General features: G+C 71.6%; 12 protein-coding genes. 4 read left to right on the forward strand and 8 right to left on the reverse strand.

Going from position 1 to position 14835, the window contains the following annotated elements; translation table 11 throughout:
* Positions 1-376 precede the first annotated feature (376 nt).
* The 3 genes from ACMA1D_RS32040 (at position 377) to ACMA1D_RS32050 (ending at position 3953) form a co-directional block, all read left to right on the forward strand.
* Entirely contained in the window at positions 377-1342 is a 966-nt protein-coding gene (locus ACMA1D_RS32040; RefSeq protein WP_414727483.1) for a hypothetical protein, read from the forward strand.
* 171 nt (positions 1343-1513) lie between these two features.
* Positions 1514-2965, forward strand: a complete 1452-nt coding sequence (locus ACMA1D_RS32045; protein ID WP_414727584.1) for an amino acid permease — start codon at positions 1514-1516, stop codon at positions 2963-2965.
* 67 nt (positions 2966-3032) lie between these two features.
* Positions 3033-3953 (forward strand): GNAT family N-acetyltransferase, encoded by a 921-nt coding sequence (locus ACMA1D_RS32050; RefSeq protein ID WP_414727484.1) that lies wholly within the window; start codon positions 3033-3035, stop codon positions 3951-3953.
* Positions 3954-4060: 107 nt separating this feature from the next.
* Here the strand turns inward: ACMA1D_RS32050 and ACMA1D_RS32055 are convergent, their stop codons facing one another.
* The 6 genes from ACMA1D_RS32055 to ACMA1D_RS32080 form a co-directional block, all read right to left on the reverse strand.
* Positions 4061-4903, reverse strand: a complete 843-nt coding sequence (locus tag ACMA1D_RS32055) for an endonuclease I family protein (protein WP_414727485.1) — start codon at positions 4901-4903, stop codon at positions 4061-4063.
* Between the two features lie 361 nt (positions 4904-5264).
* On the reverse strand, positions 5265-6677 hold the full coding sequence (locus ACMA1D_RS32060; RefSeq protein ID WP_414727486.1) for an MATE family efflux transporter: 1413 nt from the start codon (positions 6675-6677) through the stop codon (positions 5265-5267).
* A 6-nt stretch (positions 6678-6683) separates the two neighbouring features.
* Entirely contained in the window at positions 6684-7712 is a 1029-nt protein-coding gene (locus tag ACMA1D_RS32065; protein ID WP_414727487.1) for a cysteine synthase family protein, read from the reverse strand.
* Positions 7713-7740: 28 nt separating this feature from the next.
* A complete protein-coding gene (locus ACMA1D_RS32070; protein ID WP_414727488.1) occupies positions 7741-9153 on the reverse strand; it encodes a Y4yA family PLP-dependent enzyme in 1413 nt (470 codons plus the stop codon).
* Positions 9150-10178, reverse strand: a complete 1029-nt coding sequence (locus tag ACMA1D_RS32075) for an ornithine cyclodeaminase family protein (RefSeq protein ID WP_414727489.1) — start codon at positions 10176-10178, stop codon at positions 9150-9152. The genes ACMA1D_RS32070 and ACMA1D_RS32075 overlap by 4 nt, the downstream gene beginning before the upstream one ends.
* 426 nt (positions 10179-10604) lie before the next feature.
* The gene (locus tag ACMA1D_RS32080) at positions 10605-11597 is read right to left on the reverse strand and encodes a TauD/TfdA family dioxygenase (protein ID WP_414727490.1); all 993 of its coding nucleotides are present in this window, start codon (positions 11595-11597) and stop codon (positions 10605-10607) included.
* A 732-nt stretch (positions 11598-12329) separates the two neighbouring features.
* Between ACMA1D_RS32080 and ACMA1D_RS32085 the strand changes: the two genes are divergently transcribed.
* Entirely contained in the window at positions 12330-13097 is a 768-nt protein-coding gene (locus ACMA1D_RS32085; RefSeq protein WP_414727491.1) for an AfsR/SARP family transcriptional regulator, read from the forward strand.
* Positions 13098-13349: 252 nt separating this feature from the next.
* On the opposite strand, the gene ACMA1D_RS32090 is transcribed toward ACMA1D_RS32085, so the two are convergent.
* Both ACMA1D_RS32090 and ACMA1D_RS32095 read right to left on the reverse strand, forming a co-directional pair.
* Positions 13350-13565: a ferredoxin gene (locus ACMA1D_RS32090; RefSeq protein ID WP_414727492.1), complete on the reverse strand. Its 216-nt coding sequence runs from the start codon at positions 13563-13565 to the stop codon at positions 13350-13352.
* Positions 13565-14827 carry a cytochrome P450 gene (locus ACMA1D_RS32095; RefSeq protein ID WP_414727493.1) on the reverse strand — a complete coding sequence of 421 codons (1263 nt, stop codon included), beginning with the start codon at positions 14825-14827 and terminating at the stop codon, positions 13565-13567. Before ACMA1D_RS32095 ends, ACMA1D_RS32090 begins: the two co-directional genes overlap by 1 nt.
* Positions 14828-14835: the final 8 nt, after the last annotated feature.

The following is a 14835-nucleotide window of genomic DNA, read 5'->3' on the forward strand; positions in this document are numbered from 1 at the left end:
CACAACCCCGCACCACCCACGTGCCGGATTGCGCCACGGTTCCGCGGCTTCCCGGTTACGGCATCTGTTGAACGCCGTATTGAACTCAGCGCAAAGCGAACAGCGTTGCCGTGACCAAGCCGTTTTGCATATGCCAAACACATAATTCAAGTCAGCTTGTGACAGAAAAGCCGCGGGATTCGCCGATCCCAACCCGCGCCCGCTGAGCGATAACTGACGGGAAACCAGCTCATGTGGGTGACCCGTTTCGAACCGTTGTGATGCTGAGTATGGTGTGGCCCCTGCCGCCAGTTACGCCCGTGCGATTTCGGGCCTGAAAGTGGCACGGGCAGGAGGTGCGGGTGGGTGGAGTCGTCGACAGGAACGGCAGGAGAGCATGTCCGCGGGCGTATTCGAGGGACAGTACGTGTGGCATCCGGCGGCCGATGACCGTCAACTCGCCAGTGCCTGCGTGGACGTGCGGGCCGGGCGCTACTGGAGCGCGCGCGAGGCGCTGCGGGAGGCGGACGGCGACTTCGGCCTCCGCGCCCACCGGGCGCTCGTCCTGGCCTCCGAGGCGGCCGACTCCGACCTGACCGAACGCTGGCTGGCCGAAGAGCCGAGCCCGGAGGCGACGTTGCTGTGGGCCAGGGTCGCGGTGCTGCGCGCCGCACGGGCCGCCGACGGCCACGACCGCAGGGCCACCGCACTCGGCCGCATCGCCACCGCGGCGTGCGAGCGGGCCGCCGAGATGGCCCCGCACGACCCGACGCCCTGGGTGGCCCTGTTGGGCCTGGCCCATCTGCACCAGGCGCGCGATCCGGCGCCGCGCGGCCTGCTCACCGCTCCCCCGGGCCCCTGGTACCTGTTCGCCCGCATCCTGCGGCTCGACCCCTGGCACCGGGAGGCGCACCACAGGTTCCTGGCGTTCTTCTTCGCCCGCAACGGCGGTTCGGCCAACGCCGCCTGGGACGTCGCCGCCTTCCTCGGACAGCGCGCGCCGGCCTCCTCCGCGCTGCGCCTGCTGCCGCTGGTGACGCTCGTGGAGGGGCACTACGTCGCCAAGACCGCCTCTCCGCTGGCGGACCGGGTCTGGGAGGAGCCCCAGTGGCGGACGACCGCGCTCAGCGTCTACCAGTACTGGTTCCCGCACGTGGCCACCGGCCGCTTCACGCCCGTGCTCGACCTGGCCTATCTGGCCCACGCGTTGGTCATGGCCGGGCGGACCTTCGAGGCCAGGGCCGTCTTCACCGCGATGGGCCCGTACGCATCGCGCATGCCCTGGAGCGTGTTCGGCGATCCGGCGGACCAGCTCAGCCGGGCCCGGCGGCAATGCGGCCTCCCGGTCCCCGGCGCCCCCTGACTTCCCTCCGAGTACGTCCGTCGCGGGGCAGTTCGGCAGCCGCGCGGCGAGGTCTTTCTCCCACCCCCAGGAAAGGTCTCGATCGTGTCCGACCACGCATTTCGCGCTCGTACGCCCACGAGTCGTCCCAGTACGCCGGGGCCGCTCGATGACGATGCGACGCTGCATGCGATGGGATATCCGCGCAAACTGACTCGGCGCTTTCGAGCCTTTGATAATTTCGCGATATCCTTCACCATCATCAACATTATCTCCGGCATCTTCTCCTCCTTCGGGTTCGGGATGTCGGCCGGCGGTCCACGCATTTTAGTATTCGGCTGGATCGCGGTCTCCATCATGGTCCTGTTCGTCGGCGCTTCAATGGCCGAAATCGCTTCCGCTTACCCGACCAGCGGCGCCCTTTACTTCTCCGCCGGAAAGCTCGCCAAACGACACCGCGGGGCCTGGTCCTGGTACACCGGCTGGCTGAACTTCGTCGGCCAGGTCGGCGGCACCGCGGCCACCGGCTACGCCGCGGCCACCTTCATCCAGGCGTATCTGGCGATGCAGTGGCCCTCGTACCACGTGACCGGCGAGCGCACCGTCCTCATCACGGCCGCCATCCTGGTGGTCCAGGCGCTGGCCAACACCTACACGGTGCAGCTCGTCGCGGTGATGAACCGGATCTCGGTGTGGTGGCTGCTGATCGGCATGGTGGTGATCGTGACGGTGCTGGCCGTCGAACCCGACCACCACCAGTCGGCGTCGTTCGTCACGCATTTCGTCAACGACACGGGATTCACCAACGCGTTCTACGGCGGAATGCTCGGCCTTCTCGTCACGAGCTGGACCTTCACCGGATTCGACGGCAGTTTCCACATGTCCGAGGAAACGGTGCAGGCGACCGTCAACGCACCGCGCGGGATCATGCGGGCCATCGGCTACTCCGCGGTGACGGGCCTGATCCTCATGCTGGCGCTGGTCTACGCGATCCGTGACTACGGCAAGGAAGCGAATGCCGACGCACCGCCGGTGCAGATCCTCATCGATGCGCTGGGCACCGGTACGGCCAAAGTGCTGTTGCTCATCGTGATCGGCGCCATGCTCTTCTGTGGTCTGGCGAATATGACCAGCAACACCCGGCAGATTTTTGCCTTCTCGCGCGACGGAGCGATGCCGGGCTCCCACTGGTGGCACTCCGTCTCGCCGCGGACCCGTACCCCCGTCAAGGCCGTGTGGCTGGCCGCCGTCTGTTCGCTGATCCTGGTGATTCCCGGCTGGTGGTCGCAGACCGCGTTCACCGCCGTGGTCAGCGTGAACGTGGTCGGGCTCTTCCTCTCGTACGCCATACCGATCTTCCTGCGGCTGCGGCTCGACGACTTCCAGCCCGGGCCGTGGCACCTGGGCCGGTACGGCAAGGCCATCGGCCGGGTCGCGGTGGTGTGGATCGTGCTCAGCAGCGTGCTGTTCATGCTGCCGCACGCCTCACCCATCACGGCGACTTCCTTCAACTACGCGCCGATCGCCCTCGCAGTGGTACTCCTCATCGCTACGGTGTGGTGGTTCGCCAGCGCCCGCCGCCGCTTCCAGGGCCCGGTCAGCTACGGCCGGCCCGACGAGGTCGCCGCCATGGACCTCATCTAGCCGCCAACCCGCCCCCGAACGGGCCGCGACCGCGGCCCGCCCGCAACCGGAAGGACGTCCCAGCACGATGGACCCCCTCGACACGGCAGCCGCCTACGGCATCGGTGACGAGCACTCCGCGGCCCCGCCGCACACCGACGAGGTCGCGCTGCTCTCGGTCGACAGCACCACGCTCCAGGACTGGCTCCAGGTCGCCCAGTGGGCAGCGGCCGAGGGCTGGAACCCCGGGCACCGCGACGCGGCCTGCTTCCACCCCACCGACCCGGACGGCTTCCTCCTCGGCCGCATCGGTGGCTATCCCATCTCCTCGGTCTCGGTCGTCAACTACGCGCCGAACTACGCCTTCCTCGGCTTCTACCTGGTCCACCCCGAGCACCGCGGGAACGGCATCGGCCTCGCCACCTGGCGGGCCGGCATGCTGCACGCCGGCGACCGGCTGGTGGGGCTGGACGCGGTGCCCGCGCAGCGGGACACCTACCGCAGGTCGGGGTTCATCCCCGCGTACGACACGACCCGGTACGCCGGGGTGCCCGTGCGTTCGGGTGCGCCGGCGGCCGGGGTGGTGCCGGTCGGCCCTGAACACCTCGCGGCCGTCGCCGCGTTCGACCGCCCGCACTTCCCCGCCGAGCGCGCCGCCTTCGTCGAGCGGTGGCTGACCGCCGACGGGCACCGGGCGCACGTGCGACTCGTGGACGGGCGGGTGACCGGCTACGGGGTCGTCCGCCCGGCGCAGAACGGCTGGCGGGTCGGGCCGCTGTTCGCCGACGACCGGGCCGGGGCCGAGGCGCTCTTCGATGCTCTGGTCGCCGACGTTCCGCCGGGTGAGCAGGTCTTCGTGGACGCCCCGGAGCCGCACGCGGAATCCGCCGCGCTGGCGACCTCGCGGGGGCTGCGGGTGGATTCCGTGACCACCCGCATGTACACCGGGCCGGCGCCGGCGACCAAGACGGCCGGCACCTGGGCGGTCACCAGCCTCGAACTGGGCTGACCCGCGCGGCCGGACGTCGCATCCGGCACGCGCGCGGGTGGCGCCCCGACCATCGGCCGGGGCGCCACCCGGTGCGGCGGGAACGTTCCGTCTCCCGCCCTACACCGTCACTTCCAGATCTTGTTGACCCACTCCGGGTGGTCGATGAACGGGTTCCGGTTGTGCTGGTACTTGTCGAAGATGACCTGGTTGCGCTTCTTCTCGAAGGCGTCCGGGGCGTCCTGGGCGTTCCACTTCTTGAGCACCGAAAGCCGGCCGAGGAAGGGGTTGGAGCCGTTGTTCACCCGGTCGTTGACCTCAAGGTCGGGGAACCCGTCGCCGCCCTCGTATCGCACGGCCATGTAGAGGATCATGCGGGCGACGTCGCCCTTGACCTGGTCGCGGGGCTCGAAGGAGTCCTTGTCGGTCCGGTTGCCCGGTGCCTCGGCGACCGGGCTGCCGCCGAGGTCGAAGTCCTTGTTGCCGCGGGTGCTGTTGACCGACACGTCGGTGGGACGCAGGTGGTGGATGTCGGTGCCGGGGCCGGTCGCGGTGCCGAAGCCGCCGTGCGACTTGGCCCACACGTGTTCGCGGTTCCACTGGTCGGCGCCGCCGCCGTTGGAGTTCTTGCTCTGCGAGCGGCCGGTGTACAGCAGGATCACGTTGGCCGCGTTGGCCGGGTCCTGGTCGGTGGCCTTCAGCGCGTCCCACACCTGGCTGTAGGAGAGCTTCTTGGTGTTGCGGCTGATGATCTGGTGCAGCGCCGCCTTCAGCGGCTCACCGGTCTTGCCGATGGCGTCCTTGTAGTACGTGTCGTCGTACTCGGCATAAGCGGTCGATATCCGCTCAGACTGCCGGTCTTCGCGCGTAGAACTTGCAGCGACTGCCGAGCTCTGCACAACGAGAGCCCCCAGGGCCACGGCGGTCAGCAGGGGCAGCGTCTTCCAGCGGGCGACTCGGTGGTGGCGCATGGTCGGTGTCCTCTCCCCAGTGCCGGACGGCCGCCGCACCGGGTGGTACGCGCCGGCGCCGTCCGGACGAACTGTCGTTCGGCCGATGGCAGCGTGGCACGGGATGGATCTCCTGAGGTGAACACCGTGGATCGGTTCGGTGGAGCCCTGCGGACCGCCAGCTCCGTATGCGGCACTTTTGGCGCGAGTCGCCCAGCGCGTACCGCGTCCGGGGCCCCGGTGGTGACGGTGACTGGCCGCGCCCTGGCGGGCCCCGTACGCGCCCGTGACATGCGGACGCCGCGGCCGATCCCGTACGCCGTGATGACGTACGGGATCGGCCGCGGGGGCACCGCGCGCGGGCGGGCGTGTGGCGGGGCCGTCAGGTGACCTCGGCCGGGCGGTCCGGGGGCAGCGGTTGTTCCCGCAGGGCGAGCGCCCGGTGGTAGCGGACCAGGAGCAGCACCGCGGTGGTGGCGAGGCCGATGAGCAGGCCGAGCCAGATGCCCATGGTGTCGGCGCCGGCGGCGTACCCGAGCAGGGCCGCAGCGGGTAGGCCCACGCACCAGTAGCCGACGAGGGTGATCCGGAAGCCGCTCTTGGTGTCGTCGAGGCCGCGCAACAGGCCGACTCCGATGTTCTGCGCGCAGTCGAAGAACTGGAGCACCGCGATGACCAGGAGCAGGTCCCGCGCGATGGAAAGCGCCTGCCGGTCCCCGGCCGCATCCGGATCGAGGAAGGGGCGCAACACCAGGTCGGGCAGGGTCAGATAGCCGATCGCGACCACTGAGAGCACGGCCGCCGCGCAGGCCAGGGCGGTGTTCTTCAGCCGTCGGGCAGCAGCCACCCGGCCCAGCGCCAGCTCCCTGCTGACGTTGATGGACGCGGCGTGCGAGAGGCCGACGGCGATCTGGAACACGATGTAGACGAGTTGGTTGATCGCCGTGTGGGCGGCCAGGGCCGCGCTGCCGAAGCTGCCCGCCATCAGCGTGGTGACGGAGAAGAAGCCCGCCTCGGAACCGTAGGTCGCCGCGATCGGCACCCCGAGCGCGACCAGGGTCCGTACCGTCGCCCGGTCCGCGCCGCGCAGCCGCAGCGTGAGCAGCGGTGCCAGCAGCGGGTCGCGGCGGGTCGCGGCCAACAGCGCCAGGCAGGAGAGCAGGTGGACGAGCGAGGTGGCGGCGCCGACGCCAGGCAGCCCGAGTTCCGGCAGACCCCAGGTGCCGTGGATGAGTCCCCAGTTCAGGGCCGCGTTGACGGCCACCGAGGCCAGCGTGATCCGGAGCAGCGCCTGCGGCTTGCGCATGCCGACGGTGAACTGGCGGATCGCCTGGAACCACAGGCAGGGCAGCAGTCCGGGGGCTAGCGCCCACAGCATGGTCTGCGCGCGGTCGGCGACCTCGGCGTCCTGGCCGACCCAGCACAGGCCCTGCCCGATGGCGACCATCGCCACGGCGCCGACGACTGCGGCGAGGGTGGCGAGCAGCAGGCTGGCCCGGACGATGCGGCGCACCTCGGCGCCGTCGTCGCCGGTCGTGGCATCGCCCTTCTCCGCGCGGGCCGCGGCGGCGGCGATCTGGTTGCCCACCGAGGTCACCAGGCCCACCCCCATGGTGCGGAGCTGGTTGAAGATCACGATGGCCAATCCGCCCGCGGCCAGGTCGGTCGTGCCCAGCAGGCCCATCATCACCGTGTCGGTGGTGGTCAGGGCGACCTGGGCGAGTTGGGTCAGGGCCAGCGGGACGGCGAGCGTGGCCAGCGCCCGGCCGTCCCGGATCAGAGTGCTCAGCGCCATCGCGGTTCAGTTCCCGCGGAGCTTGCCGAGGGCCTCGTCGACCGCGTGCTCCACCTCGGGGTCGAGCAGGCTCCTGGCCCGCATCCAGTCGTCGTCGTACACGGTGTCCAGATACTTCTCACCCCCGTCGTTGACCAGGGCGACCACGGTGCTGCCCGGTGGCGCGGCGGCCATCTGGGCCAGCGCCTCGTACACCACTCCGCCGGCCGAGCCGCCGATCAGCAGCCCGGTGGCGCGGGCGAGGACGCGGGCGGTGGCGAAGGCTTCGACGTCGCCGACCTTCACGCCGGCGTCGATGAGGTCGAAGTCGACGAGGGCGCCGATCTCGGCGCCCTCCGGCGTTCCGGTGCCCGACTGGTAGTAGGCGTGGGCGGGGCCGCCGAAGGCGATGGACCCCTTGGGCTCCACGCCGACGACCCGGCAGTGCGGGAGGGTCCTGCGCAGTTCGCGGGCGGTGCCGCAGAGGGCGCCGCCGGTGCCGACGGCCCCGATCAGCACGTCGATCCGGCCGTCGACGGCACGCGTCAACTCGTGTGCCAGCGGCGCGTAGCCGGTCGCGTTGGCGGGGTTGTTGTGCTGTTCGGTGAAGACGGTGTTGGGCTGGTCGCGGGCGATCTCGGCGGCCAACTCCTCGCGGGCGGCCGTGGCCAGGTCGGCCTGGTTCCCTTCGACGGCGTAGACGAGTTCGGCCCCCAGGGCCCGCATGGCGCGCAGCTTGTCCGCGCAGGCGTGGTGGTCGACGACGGCGGTGAAGGCGTAGCCGCGTTCGGCGGCGATGACGGCGAGGCCGAGGCCGGTGTTGCCCGAGGTGGACTCGACGATCCGGCCGCCGGCCCGCAACTCCCCGCCGCGCTCGGCCGCGAGCACCATCTGTCGGGCCATCCGGATCTTCGCGGTGCCGGTGGGGTTGTACATCTCCAGCTTGAGCAGCAGCCGGCTGTCCGTCTCGGTGCGGCACAGTTCGAACAGCGGGGTGTGGCCGATGAGTTCGGATACGCGGGAGACCACGGCGGGGCGGTCGGGCGCCTTGGGCATGGCAGGGCTCCTGGACTTAGGGGATGGATCAGTGCGGCGTACGGCGGTCGAGGCGCCAGCGGGGACGGTCGGCGATCGACTCCACGACGACCTTGGGGGGCAGGGCGAGGTCGTGGAAGGAGGACTCGTTGGAGTCCATCTGGTAGCCCGCGGTGTTGCCGTAGACCAGCAGGTCACCGCGGGCGGGCCGGTCCGGGAAGATGATCTTCCGCCAGGTCAGCACGTCGGATTCCAGGCAGCTCGCCCCCACCACGCACGCCGGGTAGGGCCGCCCGGGACGGGCCCGCCCGGCCGGGGTGACCAGCACCGGATCGGGCACGAACTCGCTGTTGAACCACTGCTCGGACAGGCTCAGGCTGGTGCCGTCCACGGTGAGCAGACCGTACGGGGCGGGCTGCTCGCCCGGCCGGCCCGGCGGGGCGTCGCCGGCGGGCCGGTGCTTGACGCCCTGGATGCGGAAGACGGTGCAGCCGGCCCGGTCGAGCAGGGCGCGCCCCGGCTCCAGGAGCACCCGGTGGCCGGCCGCCCGCAACTGTTCGGCCACGGTGGCGTGGTGGCCGGGCGGCACGGTGGTGAGGAGGGCCCGCAGCGCCTCGGCGCCCGGCGTGGGTGAGTGGTACGGGTAGAAGTCGTCGGTGTGGAACGTCTTGCCCGCGTGGTAGTGCGCCGGCTGCTGGTGGGCGAGGAAGTCCCGCCAGGCGGCGCGCGGGACGTAGTCGACGGGGAAGCCGCCCCCGATGCCGATCAGGTCGGCGGGCAGGCCGAGGCCCCGGGCGCGGGCGCAGACCCCGACGAGGTGCGCGGCGAGCGCGGCGCGCGGTGGCACCGCGTAGCCGGCCAGGTGGAAGCTCAGCCCCTCCATCCGCAGGGCCGCACCCGCCCGTGCGCACCGGTGCAGGGCGCGCTCCACCTCGGGGCCGGTCAGGCCGAAGCGGCTGGCCGGCTGCTGCGGTGGGTGCACCCGCAACAGGACCCGCGGTCGGGCGGCCGGTGCGATGGCGAGCAGCCGATCGATTTCTTCCAGCGCGTCCACGGTGATCAGACAGCCCTGGGCGGTCGCCAGACGTAGCAGGTCATCGGCCTTGGCCGGCCCGGTGACGACGATGTCGGGTCCTGGCACGCCGTGGCCGAGCGCCTGTTGCAACTCGCCGACGCTGGCCACGTCCACGCCGATGCCGGCAGCCGCACAGCACTCGACCCAGACGGCGGCCTTGTTGGCCTTCTTCGCGAAGCGCAGCGCGCCGGGGACGTCGAGATCGGCGAGTACGGCGCGGAACGCGGCGACGTTGGCGTCGAAGCGGTGCGGCAACAGGAGGTGGTAGGGGCCGCCGAAGGCGTGGCTGAGCTCGGGGAGCAGTTCGCTGTCGCACAGCGCGTCCCACTCCGGGTCCGGATGCAGGGGCACGGCGGGCGCGCCGGCCGCGGACCCCTTCGAGGTCACCGCCACAGCGCCACTCGCTCGCCCAGGCCCTGCGCGAGGGCGAGCTCGGCGAAGTGGTGCCCCAGCGCGATGTCGGTGACGACCAGGCCGCTGTTGTACGCGAAGATCCGCTCGTCGGGGCTTCGCCTGCCGGCCGTGATGCCGGCGATGACCGGCGGGAACTCGGTGTCGACCGGCGGTAGTCGGCCGGCGTCGTCGGCCATGTCGGTGCCGGTGATGCGCATCTGGGCCTCGCTGGTGGCGACGATGCGGTCGGCGCGGTGCAGGGTGGAGGGCGCCAGTCCGTGCCCGACCAGGACGGTCAGCGCACCCGGCCGCAGCCAGCCGGCTTCGACGGCGGCCCGGGTGTGACCGCCCGCGGTGGCCACGATGACGTCGGCGTCGCCGGCGGCCGACCGCAGATCGCCGACGACCTCCAGCGCGCGCTCGGGGAAGTGGGCGCGCAACTCCTCGCGTACGGCTGCGATGCCGGCCGGGTGGCTGCCGGCCAGCATCAGCCGGTCGAGACCGGGCAGCGCGGTCAGCAGGAACGGCAGCGCCAGCCGGCCCTGCGTGCCGGTGCCGATGACCAGGGCGCTGCGGGCTGTGGGGGCGGCGCACTCGCGGGCGAGCAGCGCGGAGACGGCGGGCGTGCGCAGCGCACCGATCCGCCCACAGTCCATCATCGCCACCGGCAGCCCGGTGATGTCGTCGTAGAGCGTGAGCGTGGTGTAGTAGCGCTGCTCCGTACGCCCTTTGTCCAGGCCGTGCTTGTACGAGGTCTTGATCGCCACCACGTCCCGCGAGCCGTCCCGGCCGAGCATGGCGTACGAGACCGAGTGCTTGTCCTGCGGTGCGACGCTCAATTTGCGGGGGTTCTCCGAGGCGCCGGCGTACAGCGTGCGGTAGGCGTCCTCGACGGTGGTGATGACGTCGGCGATCGATATCTCCAGGCCGGCGAGGTCCGAGGCGGCGAGTATGTGCAGGCCGGTGTGGTCGCCGGCGGGTGCACCCGGGTGCCGGGCGGTGGTGGCGGAGTCGGTCATGGCCTTCCCTTCCGTGGTTCCGGTGCGGGGTCTGGTGGGGGCTCTGGGTGGGGGGTCTGGGTTGAGCTCTCGGGGCTGGTGTGGGGCTCTGGGGGGGAGTTCGGCTCGTGCCACCGGCGCCGCGATCCGATCAAGGCTCCCGCCCCGCGGGCAGGCGGCGAGAGCAGTCCGTCGGCATGCCTACCCCCGGCACGGGGCGGCTCGATGCGTGCTTGTTGTCGGGTGCCGACGTGCCGGGTGGCGCGGGCGTACGGGTGCACGGGGGGCGGTGGGGGGCCAACGGGCGCCGGCCAGTGAGCCGGCTTCCACCGGCCGGCGCCTTCGGTCGATCCGCGCATTCGGTCGGTCGGAGGGCCGTTGGCGCTGCGGGCGCCGACCGCGGCCCGCCGGCTCGTACGGCCGGGCCACGGGGCCACGGGCCGCCGGCTATACGGTGCGCGCCTCGACGGTGATCTGGCCGTAGCCGTGCTCGTCGGTTTCGGCGGGCGGGCGGGTGTGGCGCCCGGGGACGCGTACGGAGGCCCGCTTGAGCCAGCGGTCGGTGCCGTCGTAGCGCGGGGTGAAGGGCACCCGGCCGTGCACCACCAGGTCGTTGTCGATGACGAGCACTTCGCCGGGGGCGAGGCTGACGGAGGTGGTCACCCGGTCGAGTTCCGTGCTCAGCCGCTGGTAGGCGGCCCGGTACGGCGCGCTGGCCCGTTCCAGCGGGGTGTAGGCCGGGTCGAACCGCAGGGTCAGGCCGTGACGGCCGCGCCAGAGCGCGGGCACGGCGGGCGCGTCGTCAGCGAAGGTGCGCGCCTGCGTGTAGGCGTCGTCGGGGAGGATCGGCACCTCGGATGTGCTCAGGGTCTCGACGTCGGAATCGGCGAGTCGGACGCGGCGGATGCTGGCCGCGGTGGTGGCGATCCGGTCGTGGTTGCGCAGGCAGCCGAGCAGCAGCAGGTGGGCCCGGCCGGGGTGGAACGCGTCTTCGGTGTGCGGGGCCAGCACGACGGTGCTGCTGGCCCCGGTCTGTTCGCGCTCGCGCCCCGGGGCGGGCACGATGTTGTGGACGAAGCGGCCCCCCTGTTGCCCGACCCAGGCCGTCGGGTGACCCATCACGTTGGCGAGCAGCAGGAGCATCAGGTCCCAGACCGCGCCCGCCTCGCCGGCCGTCACCCAACTCGCGGGGGTGGCACCGATGGTGGCTTCGTCGACCGGCAGGCCGCGTAAGACGTAGAGGCCGTGGTCGGTGTCGACCGGGCGGCAGTAGGTACGGGTGGCCTCGCTGAGGCCGGCCGCCACCTCGGCGGTGCGGCGCAGGAGTTCCGGCGATGTGGTGGCGGTGCCGCAGTCGGCGAGAAGGCGCTCTGCGGCACGGGTGATCTCGGCGACCGCGAAGTGATCGAGTTGGCGAAAGGGTGTGGTTGCCGTCGTCATGAGCGGGATCGTCCGTTCCGGTGCGGGGATGGGGCTCGACCCGGGAGCGACGCCGCCGACCGGAGTGTGCACGAGGGGGAAAGCCGCTCCTAGCAGGAGATGGGGAGGCCATTCGCGCCCGCCGTCGGCGTCGTTGGGCGCCGAGAACGTACCACCGAGCCAAGGTTAGCCAAACCTTACTTTCATGCTGGCCGCATATCCGACTTCACGCCATATGACAGAACAGCGGAACGTTGACGATCCAGCCATCCGTGCGATACGCACACCCCGGCACTAGCGTCCCCATTCCTCCCGATTCAACCGGTTGCCGAGCCGTCGCAAATGCGCCACGAAGGCGCCCACCGCGCGCCCCTGCGCCCTGCCGCACCCTCGTACGCGACCTCTGGGACCCCTGCGTCAACCGACGGGCGACAGCCATCTGAACTGACCGCGCCAGCCCGCGCCGGGCCCCGCACGCACCCATGACTCCACGCGCCGCCACCCCACGAGCCGCCGCCCGGCGTGCGCGGGCCGCGGGGCGGCGAGGCATGACGCACCCCCTGCACGGCGCACGCCCGCGACGGGCCGCGCCGCGCCGTGCGTCCGATATCGAACAGGTCACATTGATCGCTCGGATCGGTACCTATTGCCGTGCCCAGTGGTTATGCCACGGGGGCATGTTGCCGGCCCCCGTTGACCGGGGCGCGCACTGCCGGCCCCGTTGACCGCGACGGAGGGCATCCGGGGAGTCCTATGCGATACGAACTACTGGGCCTCATCCGAGTCATCGGCCCCGATGACACGTCCTACATCACCGCACACAAGGCAGAAGTCCTGCTGGCCGCACTGCTCGCGCGATCCGGACAGGTGGTCACCGCCGACCAGTTGATCAACGAGATCTGGGGCGACCGCGCCCCCCGCCGCGCCCATGCGGCGCTGCACGTCTACGTCTCACAACTGCGCAAGTTCCTCCGGAACGCCGGGGGCAACGGCCAGTCCATCGTCACCCGACCGCTCGGCTATCTGCTGTGCGTGGGCCCCGACGAGCTCGACAGCAATGACTTCCGGCGGCTCGTCGACGACGGCCAGGAGCTGGTCCGGCTCGAACGGCACGAACAGGCGCTGCGCTGCTTCGAGTCCGCGCTCGCGCTCTGGCGCGGCCCCGCCTTCGACGACGCCCGTGACGGGCCGATCGTCAACACCTGCGCCGCCTGGCTGGAGGAGACCCGGCTCCAGTGCGTGGAACTCCTCATCGAGCAGTACCTCGTCCTCGGCCGCCACCGGGAGATCGTCGGCCAGCTCTACGCGCTGATCAGCGACCATCCGCTCCGCGAAACGTTCTACCGCTACCTGATGCTCGCGCTCTACCGGTCCGAGCGGCAGGCTGAGGCGTTGATGGTCTACCGCGCGGCCTCCGGACGGCTCAGCGACGAACTCGGTCTCGAACCCTGTCGTCCCCTTCGCGACCTGCACCGGGCCATCCTCACCGGTGACGAGGCGTTCAGCGGGCGCCCGAGCTGACGCCCCGCCGCCCGGCCCCGTTCGCCCTTCTGACGGCCGCCGCCACCGGCCGCCGGTCCCTCCCCGGGGACACGCCACGTACCCGGCCCGTCGCGCACCCCGGCCGGCGGGGTGTGCCACGTGTCGGGCGGCCCGACCGGCCCCTCCCGCGGCGCGGGTGGCCCGCCGGAGCCGCCCCACCGGGCGCGGAGGGCCGGCCTATCGGGGTGGGTGGCCGGCCCGCGCGACCGCACGGACCGGCCACCCCGGTGCTCACCCCGGCTCCGGAGCGTCCGCCCCCTCGACCGAGATGACCTGCGCCGGACAGTTGCGGACCGCGTCGCGTACCGCCTCGTGCTGGTCCCCGTCCGGCCGCCGTTGCAGGACCACGACCACCCCGTCGTCATCACGCTGGTCGAACACCTTGGGGGCGAGGTAGGCGCACATGCCCGACGCCACGCACCCGTCCTCGTCGACCCGGACCTCCATCAACGTGCTCCCTCTCCGCTCGGCAGGATCTCGTCCCAGGTCACCGGCACCGCAGCCGGGCCGATCACCGGTGTGTTGGCCTTGAACGGCACGTCCTGCACCGGGCACGCGAGGCGCAACGTGGGGATGCGCCGCACGAGTTGTTCCAGCACCACCGTCAGCTCCAGGCGGGCGGTCTGCTGACCGAAGCACTGGTGCGTGCCGTAGCCGAACCCGAGGTGGTCGCTGATGCGTCGGCCCACGTCGATCCGGTCGGGGTCGGTGAACTGCTCGGGGTCACGGTCGGCGGCCTGGATGGCCACCACCACGTACTCCCCCGCGCGCACCGGCGTGTCGCCGATCTGGGTGTCCCGCGTCACCTGCCGGGCGATGCCGGCCGCGCCCCCGAAGCAGCGCACGATCTCCTCCACGGCGCTCGGGATCAGTGCCGGTTCCGCCTGGAGCCTGACGTACTGCTCCCGGTGCGCGAGCAGGGCGAACATGCCGTGGGCGAGCGCGGTGGCCGTGGTGTCGAACCCCGCGACCAGCATCACCGCGCACATCGCCACGAGCTCCATGTCGGAGAACGGCTCGTTGCTCTGCTCGCTGCGGGCGATGATCCGGCTAACCCCGTCGTCCTGCGGGTCCGCGCGCCGGGCTCGGACCAGTTGGTACAGGTAGCCGTGGAGCGGCTGCATCGCCGCCGCCATCTGCGGCTCCGAGGTGATGTCGCTGAACACGGCGGCGGCTGCGGTGTGGAACAACTGCCGGTCGGCGTACGGCACCCCGACCACGCCGCTGATCGCCGCGGTGGTGACCGGAACGGTGAAGTCACCGTAGAAGTCGGCCGCGCTGCCGGCCGCGGCCAGCGCGTCGATGCGCTCGGCGACGATGGCCTCGACCCGCGGGCGCAGCTCCGCGAGCCGCTTGGGCGTGCCGACCTCCGGGCCGATGTGGCGCCGGAAGCGCTGGTACTCGGCCCCGTCCATGCGCGTGAACTCGCCTGGGCGCACCGGCCGTTCGGGGTCGGCGTGCCCCATCATGTGCGGCACCTGCCCGGTGCGGCTGCTGAACCGCTCCGAGTCGCCCAGCACCTCGCGCACGTCGGCGTACCGGCTCACCAGCCAGGCGCGCATGCCGGTGGGGCACTTCACCCTGACCACCGGTGCCTCGATGCGCAGCCTGGCGTAGTCGGGTGAGGGACCGAAGGGGCACTCGCGCGGCCGGGGCAGGGGCAGGTCGAGCAGTTCTTCGTCCGTGCCCGCCTCGGTGGATACGTCCATCTCCACTC

Source organism: Streptomyces sp. 796.1, from assembly GCF_047525675.1.
Lineage (GTDB): Bacteria > Actinomycetota > Actinomycetes > Streptomycetales > Streptomycetaceae > Streptomyces.

Bases quoted from the DNA above. Each gene is read 5' to 3' on its own strand.
- ACMA1D_RS32040 (WP_414727483.1), top strand. From the start codon at position 377: ATGTCCGCGGGCGTATTCGAGGGACAGTACGTGTGGCATCCGGCGGCC.
- ACMA1D_RS32045 (WP_414727584.1), top strand. From the start codon at position 1,514: ATGGGATATCCGCGCAAACTGACTCGGCGCTTTCGAGCCTTTGATAAT.
- ACMA1D_RS32050 (WP_414727484.1), top strand. From the start codon at position 3,033: ATGGACCCCCTCGACACGGCAGCCGCCTACGGCATCGGTGACGAGCAC.
- ACMA1D_RS32055 (WP_414727485.1), bottom strand. From the start codon at position 4,903: ATGCGCCACCACCGAGTCGCCCGCTGGAAGACGCTGCCCCTGCTGACC.
- ACMA1D_RS32060 (WP_414727486.1), bottom strand. From the start codon at position 6,677: ATGGCGCTGAGCACTCTGATCCGGGACGGCCGGGCGCTGGCCACGCTC.
- ACMA1D_RS32065 (WP_414727487.1), bottom strand. From the start codon at position 7,712: ATGCCCAAGGCGCCCGACCGCCCCGCCGTGGTCTCCCGCGTATCCGAA.
- ACMA1D_RS32075 (WP_414727489.1), bottom strand. From the start codon at position 10,178: ATGACCGACTCCGCCACCACCGCCCGGCACCCGGGTGCACCCGCCGGC.
- ACMA1D_RS32080 (WP_414727490.1), bottom strand. From the start codon at position 11,597: ATGACGACGGCAACCACACCCTTTCGCCAACTCGATCACTTCGCGGTC.
- ACMA1D_RS32085 (WP_414727491.1), top strand. From the start codon at position 12,330: ATGCGATACGAACTACTGGGCCTCATCCGAGTCATCGGCCCCGATGAC.
- ACMA1D_RS32090 (WP_414727492.1), bottom strand. From the start codon at position 13,565: ATGGAGGTCCGGGTCGACGAGGACGGGTGCGTGGCGTCGGGCATGTGC.
- ACMA1D_RS32095 (WP_414727493.1), bottom strand. From the start codon at position 14,827: ATGGACGTATCCACCGAGGCGGGCACGGACGAAGAACTGCTCGACCTG.